This window comes from Carboxylicivirga agarovorans (genome assembly GCF_050589845.1).
GTDB lineage: Bacteria > Bacteroidota > Bacteroidia > Bacteroidales > Marinilabiliaceae > Carboxylicivirga > Carboxylicivirga agarovorans.
The window spans coordinates 1-20,077 of sequence record NZ_JBNGPA010000048.1; the positions used below are offsets into that span (position 1 = coordinate 1).

14 protein-coding genes and 1 rRNA gene are annotated in these 20,077 nt (G+C 39.0%); 14 read left to right on the plus strand and 1 reads right to left on the minus strand.

Annotated elements, in window-relative coordinates; translation table 11 throughout:
* The first annotated feature begins 160 nt into the window (after positions 1-160).
* The 13 genes from rrf to ACRD69_RS23630 all read left to right on the plus strand — a co-directional run bounded on the left by rrf (position 161) and on the right by ACRD69_RS23630 (position 18,240).
* Positions 161-271 (plus strand): 5S ribosomal RNA (gene rrf, locus ACRD69_RS23570).
* An 80-nt stretch (positions 272-351) separates the two neighbouring features.
* Positions 352-1,503: a CapA family protein gene (locus ACRD69_RS23575; RefSeq protein WP_430817610.1), complete on the plus strand. Its 1,152-nt coding sequence runs from the start codon at positions 352-354 to the stop codon at positions 1,501-1,503.
* A gap of 118 nt (positions 1,504-1,621) precedes the next feature.
* Positions 1,622-2,317 (plus strand): (d)CMP kinase, encoded by a 696-nt coding sequence (gene cmk / locus ACRD69_RS23580; protein WP_430817611.1) that lies wholly within the window; start codon positions 1,622-1,624, stop codon positions 2,315-2,317.
* Between the two features lies 1 nt (position 2,318).
* A complete protein-coding gene (locus ACRD69_RS23585; protein ID WP_430817612.1) occupies positions 2,319-3,179 on the plus strand; it encodes a 4-hydroxy-3-methylbut-2-enyl diphosphate reductase in 861 nt (286 codons plus the stop codon).
* A 218-nt stretch (positions 3,180-3,397) separates the two neighbouring features.
* On the plus strand, positions 3,398-4,615 hold the full coding sequence (locus ACRD69_RS23590; protein ID WP_430817613.1) for an efflux RND transporter periplasmic adaptor subunit: 1,218 nt from the start codon (positions 3,398-3,400) through the stop codon (positions 4,613-4,615).
* A 4-nt stretch (positions 4,616-4,619) separates the two neighbouring features.
* Positions 4,620-6,134, plus strand: coding sequence for a TolC family protein (locus tag ACRD69_RS23595; protein ID WP_430817614.1), 1,515 nt, complete (start codon positions 4,620-4,622; stop codon positions 6,132-6,134).
* 7 nt (positions 6,135-6,141) lie between these two features.
* On the plus strand, positions 6,142-6,342 hold the full coding sequence (locus ACRD69_RS23600) for a YwbE family protein (protein WP_430817615.1): 201 nt from the start codon (positions 6,142-6,144) through the stop codon (positions 6,340-6,342).
* Between the two features lie 175 nt (positions 6,343-6,517).
* Complete coding sequence (locus ACRD69_RS23605; protein ID WP_430817616.1) at positions 6,518-7,108, plus strand: RNA polymerase sigma-70 factor; 591 nt, start codon at positions 6,518-6,520, stop codon at positions 7,106-7,108.
* 127 nt (positions 7,109-7,235) lie between these two features.
* Positions 7,236-8,249 (plus strand): FecR family protein, encoded by a 1,014-nt coding sequence (locus ACRD69_RS23610; RefSeq protein ID WP_430817617.1) that lies wholly within the window; start codon positions 7,236-7,238, stop codon positions 8,247-8,249.
* A gap of 175 nt (positions 8,250-8,424) precedes the next feature.
* Complete coding sequence (locus ACRD69_RS23615) at positions 8,425-11,805, plus strand: SusC/RagA family TonB-linked outer membrane protein (RefSeq protein WP_430817618.1); 3,381 nt, start codon at positions 8,425-8,427, stop codon at positions 11,803-11,805.
* Positions 11,806-11,817: 12 nt separating this feature from the next.
* Positions 11,818-13,494 (plus strand): SusD/RagB family nutrient-binding outer membrane lipoprotein, encoded by a 1,677-nt coding sequence (locus ACRD69_RS23620; protein WP_430817619.1) that lies wholly within the window; start codon positions 11,818-11,820, stop codon positions 13,492-13,494.
* A gap of 127 nt (positions 13,495-13,621) precedes the next feature.
* Positions 13,622-17,290: an endo-beta-N-acetylglucosaminidase gene (locus tag ACRD69_RS23625; protein ID WP_430817620.1), complete on the plus strand. Its 3,669-nt coding sequence runs from the start codon at positions 13,622-13,624 to the stop codon at positions 17,288-17,290.
* Positions 17,291-17,394: 104 nt separating this feature from the next.
* Positions 17,395-18,240, plus strand: coding sequence for a helix-turn-helix domain-containing protein (locus tag ACRD69_RS23630; protein WP_430817621.1), 846 nt, complete (start codon positions 17,395-17,397; stop codon positions 18,238-18,240).
* A gap of 109 nt (positions 18,241-18,349) precedes the next feature.
* Here the strand turns inward: ACRD69_RS23630 and ACRD69_RS23635 are convergent, their stop codons facing one another.
* Positions 18,350-18,766, minus strand: coding sequence for a (deoxy)nucleoside triphosphate pyrophosphohydrolase (locus tag ACRD69_RS23635; protein ID WP_430817622.1), 417 nt, complete (start codon positions 18,764-18,766; stop codon positions 18,350-18,352).
* Positions 18,767-18,992: 226 nt separating this feature from the next.
* On the opposite strand from ACRD69_RS23635, the gene ACRD69_RS23640 reads away from it, so the two are divergent.
* Positions 18,993-20,063: a CNNM domain-containing protein gene (locus tag ACRD69_RS23640; RefSeq protein ID WP_430817623.1), complete on the plus strand. Its 1,071-nt coding sequence runs from the start codon at positions 18,993-18,995 to the stop codon at positions 20,061-20,063.
* Positions 20,064-20,077: the final 14 nt, after the last annotated feature.

Below are 20,077 nucleotides of genomic sequence, written 5' to 3' on the forward strand. Positions count from 1 at the left end.
GAGATATATTTGACACACACAAAGATTGGTAGATATGATTTTGATTTGCAGCTGATATGTTATCACGCCAAGCGTGATAGTATCGAGCTAAGAGATACAAGACACAAGCTGTAGACAGCTTTTGATACTTAGATCTTAGTACTTGATACTAATAAAATATTCAGGTGGTTATTGCATCGGGGTTCCACCTCTTCCCATTCCGAACAGAGAAGTTAAGCCCGATAGCGCCGATGGTACTGCGTAGAAGTGGGAGAGTAGGTCGCCGCCTTTTTTTAGAGAAACCTCTTATTCATTCGAATAAGGGGTTTTTTGCGTTTAATACCTACCTTTATCATTCAAATTTATATGACTATGCGATACCTGTTTTTTTTGCTTCTGTTTACATCAATTAATTTGTCTGCACAAAAGGATAGTACCCTCTCTTTAGTCTTTATGGGCGATGTTATGGGACATGATTCTCAAATAAAAAGTGCACGAATAGGAGATTCAAATGAGTTTGACTATAACAGTTGTTTCAGCTATTTAAAGGATGATATACAGTCGGCTGATATAGCTATTGCCAACCTGGAAGTAACATTAGCAGGAGCTCCATATAAAGGTTATCCAAGCTTTTCATCACCCGATACATTGGTGGATGCCTTGCAATATGCTGGTATAGATGCTGTGGTTATGGCCAATAACCATTGTGTGGACAGACGAAAAGCCGGGTTAAACAGAACCTGTGATATTCTTGATCAGAAAAGCATGCCACGCACTGGTGCTTTTAAGGATTCGCTCGACAGGATTAACAATAATCCAATGATTGTTGAGGCGAAAGGATGGCGCCTGGCTGTTTTGAACTATACTTATGGTACCAATGGTATACGGGTGCAAAAGCCCAATATAGTTAACCAGATTGATACGGCTGTTATAGCGGCCGATATTAAGCTGGCCAGAAGTAAAGAGGTTGATGAAGTAATAGTAAGTATGCATTGGGGTTGGGAATATCAGGCGAAACCTAATCCGGAGCAGAAGAAGTTAACGGAATGGCTGTATTCAAAGGGAATAAATATTGTGATCGGGTCGCATCCACATGTTTTGCAGCCAATGAAACTGACATCAGTTAAAGGACAGGATAAGCTGGTAGCTTATAGTATGGGTAATTTTATCTCTAACCAGCGCACCGCACCCCGTGATGGTGCCGCATTACTATTTGTGACGATGACCAGGGAAAAAGGAGAGGTAAGAGTTGCGAGTGCCGAATACCAGTTAACCTGGGTATATACGCCTGTTAAAGCCGGGAAAAAGCATTTCTATGTATTGCCGGCCCAACGCTATCAGGAATCCAATTGGCTTGATAATACAGCCCGAAAACGGCTAAATGAATATATAGCGGAGGCAAGGGATATATTAAAATACAATGTGAATGTTAAAGAACGGAACTTCCAAAGACCACTCAACCGCCTAAAAGGAAGACAAATGGATTTGCCTGAAGTAGTTGTTCCAGTCAGTGTTATAAACTAAACAGTCATTTTGAAATGGCTTATCGATACATCACTGTAAATAAATAACGTTTAAAATATCGTTTGGGATAAAAACCTTGCGGCATTATTTCTAAATTTGCAGCCTCAAACATAATGCGATGCAGAATAAGAAAGCAATTATTGCCATTGATGGGCACTCATCTTGCGGAAAAAGCACAGTGGCTAAAGATTTAGCAAAGGAATTGGGGTATGTGTATATCGATACCGGAGCTATGTACCGCACGGTAACACTCTTTGCCATGCGCAACAGGCTCATCGCAGATGGAAGAATTGATGAAGCTGGATTGCAGAAAGACCTGTCAAACATTCATATCAGCTTTAAGTATCAGCCTGAAGAAAAAAAGAACGAGACTTTCTTAAATGGTGAAAGTGTAGAAGATGAAATCAGGGGACTTGAAGTGAGCAATAATGTAAGTGCAATCAGTACCATTGGTTTTGTGCGCCGCCGATTGGTTGAATTGCAGCAGGAAATGGGTAATGAAGGAGGTATCGTCATGGATGGTCGTGATATTGGAACGGTTGTTTTTCCGGATGCAGACTTAAAATTATTTATGACAGCATCGGCAGAAATCCGTGCCCAACGGCGTTACGATGAACTGACTGAAAAGGGTGAAAAAGTTGATTTTGACGCCATTCTCGAAAATGTCAAACAACGTGATCATATTGACAGTACCCGCGAAGAGAGTCCGCTAAAACAGGCTGATGATGCAGTTGTTCTTGACAACAGTAAGCTAAATAAAGAGCAGCAGCTTGAATGGATTATAGATGTGTTAAAAGAGCGCAACTTAGCTTAGGATGAGGATAGTTGAGATTGACAAGTATTCCGGTTTTTGTTTTGGTGTTAAGAAAGCGATAGAATCTGCTTCTGAATTGCTAGAATCTGGCGAAGAAGTATTTTGTGTGGGTGATATCGTCCATAATGAAGAGGAATCGAAGCGACTGAACCAAATAGGCATGTCAATCATTACTATCGATGATGTTGATCGAATTAAGGGTGGTACCATACTGTTCAGAGCCCACGGTGAACCGCCACAATCATATGCGTCAGTCAAACAATCGGGTTTACCCCTAAGGGATGCCACATGTCCGGTGGTTTTAAAATTACATGAACGCATTAAAAAAGCGTATGCAAGCCAGAAAGATCAAAACGGGCAAATTGTAATATACGGGAAACGAGGTCATGCCGAGGTGATAGGCCTGGCCGGTCAAACCAATGATGAAGCAATCATCATTGAGAATATATCAGAAATTGACACGATAGATTTTTCCCGACCGGTTGAGATTTTTGCTCAAACCACAAAGAGTCCGGAAATATTTCATAAGATTGTGGATCTGCTTCAACAAAAATGTCGGGCTGAGGTCAAATGGCACAATACCACCTGTAAGCAGGTGACCGGTCGTGTTCCGCGCATTCAGTCTTTCGCAAAAGCTTATCCGTTAATTGTATTTGTAGGTGGTAGAAAGAGCAGTAATGCCAAAGTACTGTTTAAAGCCTGTCAGGAAGTGAACCCCAACAGCTATTTCGTATCCAGCCCGGAAGAGGTGAAAGAAGAGTGGTTTAACGCTGCTATAGATAAAGCAGGGGTTTGTGGAGCTACTTCTACCCCTCAATGGCTAATGGAAAAAGTAGCTGACCGGATCAGGACCATCAGATAATTCGTTTGTGAAATGAAGTTCACAATAAGGTTTTGATCAGCATTATTCTTATTAGCTTATACTTATCCGATTTTACGTTTAAATAATTTATAAAGTGTAAAAATTACTCTTTTTGCATAATAACAGCGTAATTTGAACGGTTTTATACCTATGTAATTGATTTACATCTATTATTTTTGTGAGCATCTGATTTAAAGGGAACTTTTAATAACTAATTTATGAAGAGTTTACAGCTTTCGAAGCGTTACGTAACTATAGCTTTCTGTTTTGTTTTTGTTGCAGGATTAGTGTCTTGTGGTGGTAATTCAGGTACCGGAACATACGAAACATATATTGTAGACAAAGGGAACATTGAAACATGGGAGACGACAGAAGGTCGTGTTGAGCCTGCCAATGAAGTATTACTTTTAAGTCCGACTGCCAGCATTATCACTGAAATAAAAAAGGAACCCGGACAAAAAGTTGAAGAGGGTGAAGTACTGGTGGTATTGAATACCAAGGAAGTGGAAGAGAAGATTGAAAATTTGAATGACCAGCTGGCTGTAAAACAAAATAACCTGGAAAAGACACGATTGAATGCACGCAGCGCGAAAGCCGATCTGTCGCATAATATAGAAACTAAGAAGCTTAAAATCTCATCGATAAAATCGGTACTGGCCGACCAGGAACAATTATTGGAAGTGGGAGGTATTTCGCAGGCTAAATTTGACAAGACGAAGCAGGAACTTGTATTGGCTGAGAAAGAACTTCAACTGGTTCAACAGAAGAATTCAATTAAGCTACAACAATTGGCAGCCGATGAAAAGGGCTTATTGTTACAAATAGAAATTCAGCAAAAAGAGCTGGAGCATCAGCAGGAACTATTGAATCGTATGCTTGTAAAAGCGCCGTCGGAAGGTATTATTCTGGGCATACATGCCAAACAGGGAGAGAAGATACAGGGTGATAAGCTGTTGGTTACTCTTTCAGATCTTACACGATTTAAGATCAGGGCTACCATTGATGAGAAGCACAAACGTATGGTTAAAACCGGTAAGCGTGCTTATGTGATAGTTGATAACGAACGCCTTGAAGGTCGGATAGGGACTGTATCGCCTACTCTTGAAGACGGGAATCTTTCATTCTCTGTTCATTTGACCGACAATAATCACCCTAAATTAATTCCAAATCAACGCGTAGATCTGCAGATAGTAAAAAGAGCCCGGTACGATGTATTGCGTCTTAAAAAAGGTGCCATTATAAGTAACAAGAAAGTGCAAAATGTTTATGTTATCAATGGTGATAGTGCAGAGCAGCAGGAGTTGGAACTAGGGCTTGTCACCGATGAATACATTGAAATAAAGGATGGTCTGGCTGAAGGAGATGAAGTGGTTATTTCTACAGTGTCTAAATTTAAGGATGCCAGTTCATTAAGTGTGGATAAACTAAAAAAGTAGTGTTGTGAGATTTTTAGGAAATGTATTGATAGCATTGGTCCTGATGGTGGATGCTAATGGACAAGACACTGACCTGAGTAAGCTGAATTTAACTTTACACAATGTGATTGATCTGGCTATCAGTCAATCATCGTCGGTTAAATATGCTCAAAACCGCTACGAAAACTATTATTGGCGGTATAAGAACTTCCAGGCGCAATTCAGACCACAGCTGGTCGTGTCAGGTAATCTTCCCAACTATTACGAAGGAACAGAACCTGTAAAACAGGGTGATGGTAGTATTGAGTTCAGGGAAGTGGGACGTTTTAACAATAACATTGCACTCTCGGTAAACCAATCCATTCCACAAACCGGGACCCGGCTGTATGCCAGTAGCTCCGTTATTCGAAATCAGGACTTACTTAAGGATGAAGTAAGCTTTTCGGGTGATCCTTACAAGATTGGATTTACCCAGCCTGTATTTGCTTATAACTGGATGAAATGGTCGAAAAAAACCGAACCTTTAGTGTATGATGAAGCACAAAAAGATTTTGTTGAGACCATTGAAGAGATTTCGCGTTATGCTACCTGGCATTTCTTTAAGTACCTGAAGGTACAGACGAACTTTAAGCTGGCCGAAAATAACCTGGCCAACAGTAAAGACAACCTGAGAATTGCAGAAACCAAACGCAAGCTTGGAACCATCTCAGAAAACGATTATTCCAGGATCCGTCTTTCTGTATTGACAGCTCAAAAATCCCTGACTCAGGCCAGTATGGACCTGAAAAATGCTGACTTTGAACTTAAATCCTACATTGGACTGGAGCAGGATACGCAAATAGAGCTGGTTATGCCCCTTAATATGTACCTGTTCAAGGTAGATCCTGACCTGGCATTGACGGAGGCGCTGGATAACCGTAAGGAAACTTCACAATATGAGCGTCGATTGATAGAGGCAGATCGTGAATTGACAAAAGCCAAGCGTGGAAACGGCTTGTCTGCAACACTGCACGGTAGCTATGGTACATCCAATATCGCTTATGACTGGCCTGGTGTTTACGAGGACCCGGCCAATCAGAAATACCTGAGACTATCCTTTTCTATTCCAATTCTCGACTGGGGTAAGTCATCGTCTAACGTAAAGCTGGCTGAAAGTAAGCGCGACCTTGTTGTGTTTGATGTAGAACAAGACAGGCAGAATTTTGAGCGAACAGTTATTGTTCAGGTTGAGCAATTTTCGCTGTTAAAGGCCCAGTTAGAGATTGCGGAAGAGGCTGATCTGGTAGCCAACAATGGTTATGAAATTGCCCTTAAGAAATTTCAGAACGGAGAAATAAGCATTACCGACTTAAATATTTCACTGTCGGAACGGGAGAAAGCTAAACGTGATTATATCAAATCGCTTGAAACCTATTGGATAGCATACTATCGCCTGCGCGAACTAACCTTATACGATTTTGAAAAAGGGCAAAAGATACTGTATGATAACCCCCTTCTAAAAAATGTGTCTAAGATTAAAACACCCAACAAAAAAGCCTGATTAATTTATGGATGGCCGACACAGAAAAAATATTCAAGCGGGCCTTGAAGTTGCCACTGTTCTGAAGCAACATCAACGCAGTGGTGAACTAACATACGGTGTGGTAAAAGATATCTTAACCAAAAGTCAGTTCCATCCGCATGGAATTAAAGTTCGTTTGGACGACGGTAACGTTGGCAGGGTAAAGGAAATTTTACAAAAAGATTAAGCAAATAGAGAATTGTCTTCTATACACTTAATCAATTCACCTACTTATTTATAGGTGTGTTTAGTTAATGGTTTAGTGTTAAAACGCAGCTTTCTCAATTTATAATCAATGTCCTATACTCATTGGGCTTTATAAATTTTTTTTTAATCTTGCCAATCCTAAAAATTAAAAATCCTTGTCAGCTACTTGTACTATAGATGAACAACTATTAATAAAACAAATAAAAGATGGTCATCAACCTTCCTTTCGTCTTTTGTTTGATTCCTATTACCGTATTCTTCACGCTTATGCCCTGAAGTTTGTTGATCCTGATCGTGCTAATGATGTTGTTCAGGATCTGTTCTCTAACATATGGGAACGCCGCAGTGACCTGGTGATAAAAACATCTTTACATAACTATTTATTTACCGGAATACGTAACAACTGTCTTCAACTTCTGGAGAAGCAAAAAGTAAGAACACGCTATCATCAGGATAAGGAAAATCAACTGGCACTTGATGAGTTGAATTATTTCCATAGCGAAACATCTCAAAGCCTTTTAGAAGTAGAATTGCAGAATAAGATAGAAGAGGCGATCTCTAAATTGCCAGAGCAGTGTCAAAAGGTTTTTCGCTTAAGTCGCATTAAGCAGGTAAGGAATGCTGAAATTGCAGAGCAACTGCAGATATCACCAAAAACGGTTGAAAAACACCTGAGCAAGGCATTGAAGATAATGAGAGAGGAATTAAAGGATTATCTACCTTTCTTATTACTGCTTTTGAAATAGTATTCTTAAAAATATTAAATGTAAGTCCCATTAAATTAGTGGTATGCACTTGGTGTGATCAATTTTATTTAAAAAAAAGTCATACAGCAAGGTAGGGAACTTGCATTTTCACCAATCTATCTAATGTATGCAAAAGGAAGATTTAAATAGATTTTATGATTCTGCTATTTCTTATTTGGGAAATGAAATGGCAGAGGGTGAAAAGGAAGTCTTTATCGATTCATTGAATGAAGATGACAAATTAAAGGGCTTGTTTTTTCAATTAAAGGATGTTTGGGAATATCATCAGCTAAAAGAACAATCATCAAAGATTGATCTGGATCTGGTTTGGGAACAGATGGTCAGTAAACAACAAGCAAAGGCAGATACTTCGCTTCGATCGAAAAGGAATATCAAGAGCTGGTATTGGCAATCAGCAGCAGCAGTGCTTGTTGTTGCAGGATTATTATGGTTGTTCAATAGTGTTAAGTCCCCATTGACAGGAAATCAAACACTGGCCCATGTTATTGAATGCTCAAAAGGAGATATGGTTAAGATAAGTCTTTCAGATGGTAGCTATGTGTGGCTAAACTCTGATTCCAAATTATCATTGGACGAAAATTTCTCCTCACAAAACCGACAGCTTAGTCTTGTCGGTGAAGCTTTTTTCGACGTTAGGAGTGATAGTTTAAATCCATTTTCAATAGATGTTGCTGATCATCAGGTCAGAGTTAAGGGGACGAGTTTTAACCTGCGACATTATCCTGATGAGAATCTATTTCAGACTTCATTAGAAGAGGGAATAATTGAAATAAATCAAGGGAGGGAAATCCTGAAATTAGCGCCTGGTGAACAGTTAAATGTTAATACCATTACCGGTGAAAAGGAGTTGCTAAAAGATCAAAACCTAAAACAATATTCAGCCTGGCGTACCGGGCGCCTTGAGTTTGAGAATCTGCCAATGGAGCAGTTGGCAAAGCATATAGAACGATGGTATAACCACACAATAATCATTAAGGACGAAGAATTGCTTACGCTTAAGTTTTCCGGTGTTCTAAAGCACAACAAGAGTGTTGAACATATTATGCGGGTATTAAGCCTTACACACCCCATTAAATACGAAATAGAAGAAGACACAATATTTATAGAACAACTAAAATAAAGCGAGAGAAGCAATAAGTATAGAAAACAAAAATCGAGAGCTGCGCCAACAACTCTCGATTACAAAAATGTTGTTTCTAACACTCTTGCTAACGTAACATTACAAATTTATGAAAAAAAAACAGAATTGGGGATTTCTCCACTGGGGGGGAGGTCAATCTAAATTTTCAAAAATTATGAGAATTAGTTTTGTATTATTAATGACTGTGATGCTTCAGGTATCAGCCACGTCGTTATCGCAAAATAAGTATATTGACTTGAAAGTTAATAATGTATCCTTGGTCGAATTATTTAAAATAATTCAGACTAACACCGATTATGACTTTTTTTACCAACCCAGCAGTCTGCCACATGATAAGGTTATAACAGCAGATTATTCTCATAAAAATATTGAAGATATACTGACTGTAGTATTAGAAGATACAGATCTGGATTATAAAATTGTTGATACAGATATTGTTATTCTGGAGCGAAACAATCCACATGCTGATAGCAGGAGTTTTCAGGATTCTTTACAACAAGACCTTCTGATAAAAGGAGTTGTTAAGGATGCTTCGGGAGAACCGCTTCCGGGAGTTAATGTTTTCAATAAAGCGAATCCGACCAATGGAGTGATTACTGATTATGATGGGAATTTTGTTATTGAGATACAATCCCCAGATGTTGAATTAACGTTCTCCTATATTGGCTTTATCAGTCAGACAAGATCGGTAAAAGGCATCAATGGTCAGCTTATTGTCACTTTGATTTCTGATGTGGAAGAGATAGATGAAGTAGTTGTTACTGCACTTGGAATAAAAAAAGAAGAGAAAGTATTGGGCTATGCCATGCAACAAGTAGGAAAAGAAGAGCTGACAGAAGCTGGTAACCCCAATGTTGTATCTGCATTACAAGGTAAAGTAGCGGGTGTTGAAATAACTACAGCAGCAACCGGTTTGGGAGGCTCTAGTAAAATAACCATTCGCGGAAACAGTTCTATTGCCGGGAATAACGACCCATTATGGGTAGTTGATGGTGTTCCGTTTAATAATAACGGAACAGACGGACCAGGTACCTATGGAGGGTATGACAGGGGTACTGCTGCCATGGATCTGAATATGGACGATGTTGAATCGATATCTGTTCTGAAAGGTCCCAATGCCGCAGCTCTCTATGGCTCATTAGCTGGTAATGGTGTAATAATTGTAACGACTAAGCGGGGATCAGACAAGAAAGGATTAGGAGTTGATTTTTCGGCAACATTAACAATAGAAGATGTTGCAGAGAGTCTGGATATGCAGAATACCTACGGAAGAGGTTTTGATGGTCTTGCCAATGCTACGTCAACCACATCGTGGGGTTCAGAAATGGATGGTTCGTTAAAAGAATCATGGATAGGTCAGGAGCTGCCCTATTTAGCGCAAACCAACCGAATGGAAGAGTTCTTTAAAACCGGTATTACGCAAAACTATACAGTAGCTATCGGAAACAAAGATGAAGATAAGAGTTATCGGCTTGGTACTTCGTACTTATCAACAGATGGTATTTTTGATAATCAAAGTCAGGAAAGGCTAAATATAGACGTTAGCGGAGCAACCAGGTTATCGGAGTTTTTATCGATCGATTCAAAAGTATCCCTTTCAGAGACGGTTACGAGAAACAGAACTTTTTATGGTACCTATGGAGCTGTCAATCAACTATTGCAGATGCCCCGTAATATCCGTTTACAGGATCTGACACCGTATGGTAATGAAGAGCGACAACACATAAACTGGACTGGAGGAGCACCAACCATCGATTTTCGCAATCCATACTACGTGAATGATGAGCATCAGAATGAAGAAGTAAGAGACCGTGTGTTTGGTTATGTTCGCCTGTATTTTGAATTTGGTAAATTGGCCAACTTATCGTTTAAACAATCGCTGGATTATTATAATACCAAGTTTGAGAACAAGACCAAAGATGAAGGTTTAACTCCACATGGAACTGAGAAATCAAGTTATTCTATTGAAAGCGGAACATATAAACAATTTAATACTGAGGTGCTGTTAACAGGGCAAAAATTGTTTAATAAACTTGACTTTTCATACATAGCGGGTTTTAACCGTATGTATTATTCAGATTATTTACTTTCTACCGAAGCCCGTAACCTTAAGTACATGGATTTCAATTTAGGAGCCGGCCAGGATATAACCCGTATACCTTTCCAATCGTTAAAAGAAAAAGAAGTTCAATCAGTATTTGGTTCAGCACAGTTTTATTACAATTCCTTCCTCAACCTGGAACTAACCGCCCGTAATGACTGGTCTTCTGCATTGCCTGCAGACAACAACTCGTATTTCTATCCATCTGTTAATTTGGGATTTATCGGGACAAGTTTGATGGATAATGTGGGGATGACATATCCCGGATGGATTGATTTTGCAAAGCTTAGAATGTCCTGGGCACAGGTAGGTAAGGATTGCGCCCCTCACCAACTTGAAAACGCAAGACATTATGAACGAGACAGTGATGGTAATCTCCAGATTAAAGAAGATAGCAATATTCGCTATAACTCTGACCTTAAGCCAGAGATGACCACCTCAAAAGAGATAGGATTTGATTTACGCATGTTTAAGAATCGGATAGGTTTTGATTTCACTTATTACAATGCCTTTACCAAGAATCAGATCTTGCTGGTTGATGAAATCAAGAGCTCTGGTTATGAATTCAAGTATATAAACGCTGGTAAAATTACCAATAAGGGCGTGGAGCTGGCAGTTTATCTGACACCAATCAAAACGCGTAATTTTATTTTTAATCTGGACTTCAATTATGCCAATCGCGAGGATTATGTAGATGAACTCGATAAAGAAAACTCAAGGGGATACCAGACCATTGGCGAGAATCCAATGCTAAAGGTTATTGCCAAGACCGGAGCGCCGTTAGGTCAGATCCTGGCTAAATCAAGCTACTTAAGAAATGAAAACGGTGATGTTGTCATTAATGAAGGAACTGATTTACCGCAGGTACTCACTGATAAGTCAGGTGAAAAGGTTATTGGTTGCATACAACCGGATTGGACAGGTTCCATTCGTCCTTCATTTTCCTACAAAAATGTTACCCTAAGTTCATTATTCAATATTAAGCAAGGTGGCGATGTTGTGTCAGTATCTGAGTCAATCGCCACCTATGCAGGAACATCAAAACGAACAGAAAACAGAGAAGCTATTATTTATCCGGGTGTTGTACCGGATGGCAATGGAGGCTATGTGCCAAATACAAAAGAAGTAAGTGCACAAAAATACTATCGCTCCATTGGAAATATGGGGGGTGTAGGAGAAGAATTCGTATATGATGCTTCTTTTATAAAATGGGGAGAACTATCACTTAGCTATACGCTGGGTAAGAATGTATTAAGCAAACTTCCGTTTGACCATTTGAAAATTTCCTTTATAGGTCGAAACCTGTCTTATCTGTTAAAACACACCCCCGGAACCAGCCCGGAAGCAGGTTTCAATATGTTTTCACAGGCACACGATTTCTCATCGGTACCTTATACACGCAGTTTTGGTTTCTCAATTAATGCACGATTCTAATACTTATCAGTTATGATCAAATATAATCCAGTTTCAATTAAATCGATCCTTTTAACTCTTAGCTTATTTATAGCTTTTAATAGTTGTACCGATGGTTGGGAGGAAATGAATAAACCTAATTTTCAGCCTGTAGAAGGTGAAGAAAATAACCCTGGTGGTACTGATGATCCGGATGAGCCTGTTACCATTGTTGGAGATCCCGGAGACTATATTTATGAGTTTACATATAATGGTGTAATAGATAATCATCAGCGAACGACCAACTTATATCATGATCTATATGCTCATTATTTTGCCAACAATAAGTTTGAAGCAAGTAACCATTACCTGTACAGGGATGATTGGATGAAAAACCGATGGGAACAATTTTATACAAAACGTTTCCAGGAGTTTAAGAACATTATTAAGATATGTAAGCAAGACAAAGATGTACACTTTCGAAATGCCTATCATATAGCATGGATCAACTATTATTTTTTAGTCAGTTTGATGACAGATACATACGGACCAATCCCGTGTACCAGTGTTATTGAGAATATGGAGTATGAGATCGCCAATGATGTGATAGTTGAAGATCCTGATATTTATTATGATACCCAGGAAGAGATTTACGATCGACTATTTACGCGTTTGGCTGTTCATCAGGATTCACTGTTAACAGGCGGTGAAGAAACTTATGAATATGGTGAAAGAGAAAATATCTATGGCGGCGATGCATTGAAATGGAAACGTTTTGCCAATTCCTTACGTCTTCGATTAGCAGTGAGGATAGCTAATATTGATCCAATCAGAGCAAAAGTAGAGGCTGAAGATGCTATTGCAGCCGGAGTAATGACGTCAAATGATGATACATATGCTGTTCATTATAACTGGCCTAATGGTCATGAAAACGATTATGCACTGGTTGGTTTTCTTTGGGGGGACGTTGTGATGAGCAAAGACCTGGAAGTGATGTACAAAACACAGTCAGATCGTCTGGATCCCCGATGTCCGGTATGTTGGTACCGCAATCTATCACCTCACAGTGATATTCTGCAGTTTAGAGAGGCCCCGTTTGGTGATTATGTTGGAAATGATAATGGTGCAGAAAATGTGCAGCATGGCGACGATAAATACTCTTATCTGAAGTCAAGAATGGGTGAGCGTAATAACGATGCCTGGTTTGATTACAACCGACCTTTTGAGTGCCTGAATTATGCTGAAGTATGTTTTCTGTTGGCTGAAGCTAATTTAAGGAACTGGACAGGTGCCAGTAATGGTGTAGAAAATTATTACAAAGAGGGGATACGGGCTTCGATGGATTACTATAACATTGAGAGGTTAGAAGCTGAGCGATATATTGCCGGTATCAGCAATAATCCTTTTATGGGCGGTGACAGAGAGGCTATTCTGGAGCAAATAATCAATCAGAAATGGTTGGCTAATTTCCCAAATGGATCAGAAGGATGGGCCGATTTTCGCCGAACAGATTACCCTGCCTTATCACAAATAATATCCAATCGATCAAATGATGTTGAGCAGGGAAAATTCATAAAACGAATTAATTATCCGGTTTCAGAACACGATCTGAACAGTGATAATGTATACTACCCATATGCTAATGATAGCAAGGGGCAGAAACTGTGGTGGGATGTAATGGATACGCACAACGGACCATACAGCCGAAATACACCAAACAACTTTAGATAAAAGATATATCAGAGGTTTTACCTGGGTATAAAAGACATCATCCATGTCTTTTATACTCATCTCAAACACCATAAAATGTAACAATTTAGTAAGCAAATAAGCTAACGTAACACTTAAATTAATGATTATGAAAAAGAATCTTTTACTATTGGTATTATTGTGCCTTGTAACATTAATGCAAGCACAGCAACCCTATGCCGGTTGTTATCATCCGGAAGATTTAAAAAACTGGGTTCCGGGCGAAGATCCCAATGATGTTTTTAACAGATCTACTGTTTCGCTGCAATCACGCTTTGTTAATACTACCATCAAGGCCAATCCTAATTCCACTTTTAGTAATGCTTTGGTTGCTCCAGACTTGACTTTAGCCAAAGATTGCAGTAAAGGATATGCCCAGGGGCGAAATACCTTTGATGAGATGTACATCTTTAACTATTGGCAATATGTTGATATGGTAATCTGGTGGGGAGGAAGTGCAGGTGAAGGAGTATTTATTTGCCCAACAGCTTCAGCTATTGATGCTGCTCACAGAAACGGGGTTAAAATTCTAGGTAACATCTTTTTTGCGCCAACAGCTTTTGGTGGACAAGCCGATTGGGTGGATCAAACGCTGGAAAAAGACGGAGCCGGGAATTATATTATTGCGGATAAACTAATTGAACTTGCTGATTATTTTGGTTTTGACGGATGGTTTTTAAATGAAGAAACAAAACACTTCTCTGATAAAGCAGAATGGGAAAATTTTTGCGCCTATTATTCTTCAAAGAGTGATTTGGAGCTACAAATGTATAATGCGACATCATCTTTTAGTTCATCAAATGGCTGGATGTTACGCAATGGTGCCGGCGAAGAAACAGGTACATCCTATTTTGTAAACTATGGAGGTACTGGTGGTGTTGATTCACACGTATCTTATGCCGAATCTATTGGAGCTGAAGCCTGGGACTTGTTTTATGGAATCAATCAGGGTACCAGTACCTTTGCAGGAAACTCAGGTATAAAAAGTATTGTAGCCAAAGATAACCATAAAGCCTCATTAGCATTATTCCTTGAGCGAGCACCATGGAGACAGGGACACAACGATGATCAGTATGATCTGGATGAAAACTATATTCACAGTTTCTTTAAGTATTCAACAAAGTACTGGGTTGGGACTGAAGAAGGTAATATTGAGGAAGACAGAGCATCACAGGCCTGGTCAGGAATAGCCAACTACATCCCTTCCCGAACTCACATTCAGTCGAAACCTTTTGTAACCAACTTTAATTCAGGATATGGTAATCGTCGTAACATTAAAGGTTCAGATAAAGGTGTAACAGGACAAAAGTGGGTTCACCAGGGAATTCAGGATGTTTTACCAACATGGAGATGGTGGTGGCAGGATGCAGCCAACAAAGAACTATCAAGTGAATTAACACTGGACGATGCTTATGAAGGAGGTACATCGATAAAAGTAAGTGGTAACTTAAATGCTAACGACGCAAATGAGTTACGTTTATATAAAACCAATATCTCAATTGATAATGGAGATAAGTTCAAGTTGGTTTTTAAAAACAGTACCACCGGATCTTCAAATATTAAAGTAGGTTTGGCATTTGCTGAAGACAACAATGCATTTACCTACCTTGATGCAGGTACTGCAAGTGGGAACTGGGATGTTAAAGAACTGGATCTATCTGCTTATACAGGTAAGGTGCTCACAATGATATCATTAAAATATGAATCAACGCAGGCTGTTAATAACTTTACATCATATATTGGTCAGATTGGCGTAATGGGCTCGGCATCTTTATCATGTGGCAAAGCTACAAATGTACAGGTGCAAAGAGAGCTTGGTGTTGATAAGGGTGATATTCGCTTGACATGGGATGCAGCAAGTGGAGCCATTCAGCATTATAATATTTATTTAGAGCAGGCGGGTACAAAAGTGCTGGCTGGACAAACTCCTTCATGTGCATTTTATTTACCTGAAATTACAAGAACCAGCCCATCAGAGAGTGGGGTAACTGTGTATATTGTTTCAGTGGCTCAGGATTTTGAAGAAAATACAGAAGCAACAGTAAGTGTTAACTGGAAAGAAATTCCCGCTCCTGAAGTGAAGATTAAAACCACTTCAAGTTTCTCTAAAGCTAATCAGGAGATCACTTTAACCGCAATAGCAACTAATTATCCAAGTTCTTATACCTGGACCATGCCGTCGGGTGCTGTTAAAGTATCTGAGACCGCCGATAAAAGTCAGGTAGTGTATAAGTTCCCTAATGAAGGAGTTTATGATATAGAGGTCTCTGTTGCCAATGCAACTGCGACAACTAACCATATTGCCGAAGGACTTATCACTATTAACAATACCGATGAACTAAGCAATGTAGCATTAAATAAATCAATTGCAGATCATAATGGTCATTTTGGCTCTGAGCAACCAGAGAAATTAATTGATGGTGTAATTGACCAGGGAGGAAGTGAAAAGTGGTGTTATGGCGGAGAAAAGGAGCATTTTGTTATTATTGACCTTGAAAAGGCCTACAAGATTTATCGTACACGCTTATATGATTGTATGGTGAATGAAAATGGACCAAACCTGGTTACTTATCGTGCCTTTGTTAGTGAAGATAATACTGATGGAAGCTGGAAAGAGATCTATGATGAAGAAGGACGAGGAGATGATGATATTAAAAACGATCATTTTGCGGGTATTGTAGGGCGTTATGTGAAGTTTGTACCTTATGATGTTAATGATGCTATTACCATTCGTTTGTGGGAGTTTGAAGTATATGGTCTGGAAGGTCCGTTAACGATTAATGAACCTGCCGGATTTAAGCTTGATAAAGGATCTAAGAAAAATGTAACAGTGAATTATGATCTTGGTGAAAGTCAGGCTGCAGATTTTATTGTTGAGGTAACTGTGCCAAATGCGGATGAGCAAAACCTGATAGCGATCTCAAATGTCAATGTAAGTAATGAAAGCGTAAGTTTTGATGTTACTGCCAATGCCTATGGATCAGCTAATTTTATGGTTAAGATAACCAATAACGGATGGGTTGCCACCGGATCAGCTAAAGTAGTAATAGAAAATGCAGCATGGGAGAACCTTGCATTGAACAGAAGTGCTGATAAAGGTGCAGATAAAGGGTATGGTGAAGAAGTGAATACTATTGCCAATGTATTGGATGGTGATATGAGTACTCATTGGGCCGCTAAACTTGGATGTACCAAATTCATGGTTGACCTGGAGCGCCAGTGTACTGTATTTAAGTTCTATGCCAAATTTACCAGTGGTATTGGCTCATATGGTGGCGGATACAATAAGGTACCCGGAAATGTTACGGTACGCTACAGTGCAGATAATACTAACTGGAACGAAGTTCAGACTAATGTTGAAGAGGGCGAATTTACTGTTGAAGCTAATGGTGTAGGAGTTCAGTATATCGAATTGGTAACAGATTTAGGTGGTTATGATCACATAGGTTTGTACGAAGTTATTATTACCGGAGAAGAAGGTCTGCCAACGGCCATAAGCGATATCAATAAAAACAATTTAAAGGTGAATATTTATCCGAATCCATTAACGCCTGTTTCAGAAATAACAGTTGATATGCCGGTTGCAGGAGAGGTATCAGCAGAGATATTTAATATTGCAGGGACAAAAGTTGCGCAACTTCAATCAGTTGTTTTAGAAGAAGGTAAACAATCAATTAAAATGGAAGCAAGCGTAGTAAGCAGTCTGAAACCAGGAATCTACGTTGTCGTTGTTAATACCCCTTCAGGAAGTAGAGCTTTAAAAGTAATTAAGAAATAACTTCATAAATACTTTTTAATAAGCGTTTGAGTTTAATTAAGCCGCTGGATATCCGGCGGCTTTTTTTAAGTTTTAATACACTAATTATAAATAACCAAGGAGAAATGAACAGTGCTTTGGAAGGACAAAACAGGGCTCTCTCAGTGTTATTCGTAAAAAACAATAACAGGCAAAGGGAATCGATTCAGTTGATGTTGGAATCGGAGTATGATCTTATTAATGTTAATACCTATGACCTGGCTCTTGAAAAGGCAATTGCCAATGTACCTGATATTATTTTGATCAATGCTGAGTTTCCGTGTTTAAAAAGCGTTGAATTATGCAGGAGTTTAAAAAATAACCTGCAAACGAACCATGTACCTGTCGTTTTATTGGAAAGTAAACAACTGTTCGATTATAAACACAAATGTCTTGAGGTGGGAGCAGATGCCTACCTTGGAAAAAATGAGTCTTTAACTATTATAAAACTTCAGATCGAAAATCTTTTGCAAAACAGAAGGCTTGTGAGATTTCATTATCAGAATGAGCCACCGTTTCAGGAGGAGCTAAACAATTATAGTTTAGATCAATTGTTTATCTTAAGGGTTCAGGATTCGGTGTCTAAACATTATTCTGATGCTGATTATAACGTTTCAATGTTAGTAAATGATTTATGTATAAGTCGTTCTAATTTGTATACCCGCTTAAAATCTCTTACCGGGCTAACAACCAGTGCCTATATCAGACTTTTCAGATTAAAGAAGGGAGCAGAGTTATTAAAGACCGGGCATCTTAATGTATCTCAGGTAGCATATAGTATAGGCTTAAATGACCCTAAATACTTTTCTAAATCATTTAAGAAACTATATGGACTAACGCCAACTGAATATCAACGAAGAGTTGATGGCTTAGTTGACGATAAGCAGTCTTTTTTCTTAACAAGCTATAATTCGCCAAAAACACCTGCCTGAACTGGCTGTAAACCTGTTGTGCCAGTTATTAAAAAAGATTACCTTAAGTAAGGTAATGAATGACGTTTTCAAAGGATCAAGTCATGAGGTCTTAGGTGGATTTAAACATCTAGGCCTTTACCTGGAATTTGCTGATCACTTCCTGAATAATCCGCTTATCTGCCCCCGCCCAGTTAAGTTCCCGAAGTTCTTCTGGTAAGAACCAGCTTACCTTTTCATGCTCAACAGCACATACTGAACCCTCTGCTATTTCGCAAATAAATGGAATTAACTCAATGGTTTTGTCAGGGTAAATATGGATAACAGAAGCCAATCGTTCTTTAATGCTTACAGTGACTGCCAGCTCCTCCTTTATTTCACGTTGAATACATTGTTCAGCCGTTTCTCCCTCATCAATTTTACCACCCGGAAATTCCCATTTCCAGCTTTCACTCATTTGACGACTTCTTAATGCGGCCAGTATTTTTCCCCCTTTTATAATAATGGCGCACGTAACCTGTGTTACTTCATTAGTTATAGAATTCATTTCTTTTCAGACTTAAACTAAGCCTCCATAATGGCGATTTAGTGTGATTTTGGTTTAGACGGCTGTAAAAATAGTAAAAGCGTTTAAATTAACAAGTTAATCAGGTATGTGCCATGCTTAAATAAAAAAGCAGCTATTTTAGAATAAGTCATGCATTTGTTTTGGAAAATAAAATAAATTTGAGAGCTGGCTGTTTTTAGCCGTTGTTTAAACAAAATTTCAACAAATGGGCCTACTGTTATTTTATTTATTTCTTGCATTGTTCGTTTCTTTTTTATGCTCTATTATGGAGGCAGTTCTATTGTCTACACCGCAATCTTATTTAATGGTAAAACAGGAGGAAGGAAAGGTTTGGGCAAAGAATTTCATCAACCTGAAGGTCAATATTGATAAACCATTGTCAGCCATTCTTTCATTAAACACAGTGGCACATACAATTGGTGCGGCAGGTGTAGGAGCCCAGGCAATAAAAGTATTTGGAGAAGCTTCGTTTGGTATCGTATCAGCCGTGCTAACGATCTTGATATTAATTATAACAGAAATCATCCCAAAAACCATCGGTGCCAAATACTGGCGAAATCTGGTACGTTTTTCAGCCCTTACCATACGTGGTATGGTTTTTTTGACATACCCACTGGTGATGATGTCTGCCTTGATAACCCGTTTGCTGTCTAGTAATAAAAAGGAACAAACAACCAGTCGGGAAGAGATAGCCGCCTTAACTGATATAGGTGCCGATGAGGGTGTTTTTTCCAATAGTGAGCATCGTATTATTCAAAACATGCTTAAACTTAAAAAAGTAACGGCAAAGGGAATAATGACACCACGTGTTGTTGTGGCTGTGGCCGATGAAGATATGCCCTTGCAGGATTTCCTTAATAATAAGGATTACCTGCGTTTTTCGCGCATACCTGTTTACTCGGGTGATGATGAAAATATAACGGGTTATGTGTTTCGTCAGACTGTTTTTGAAAAACTTGCCGAAGACAGACATGAGCTTAAGCTTAAGGACCTGAAACGAAAAATTACTATAGCTCCTTATTCAATTGTGCTATTTGAGTTATGGGAAAAACTGCTGGATCAAAATGAACACATCGCCCTGGTGGTTGATGAATATGGCGGAATGGATGGCATTGTTACCATGGAAGATATTATTGAAACACTGTTGGGTATGGAAATCGTTGATGAAACCGATGTTATAACTGATATGCAGGAATATGCCCGTGAGCGTTGGAAAACCCGCCAAAAGAAATATGAGCAGCTGGGAAATATTGATACCAACAAGAAGGAGGAATAGCTTAGATAAAAACC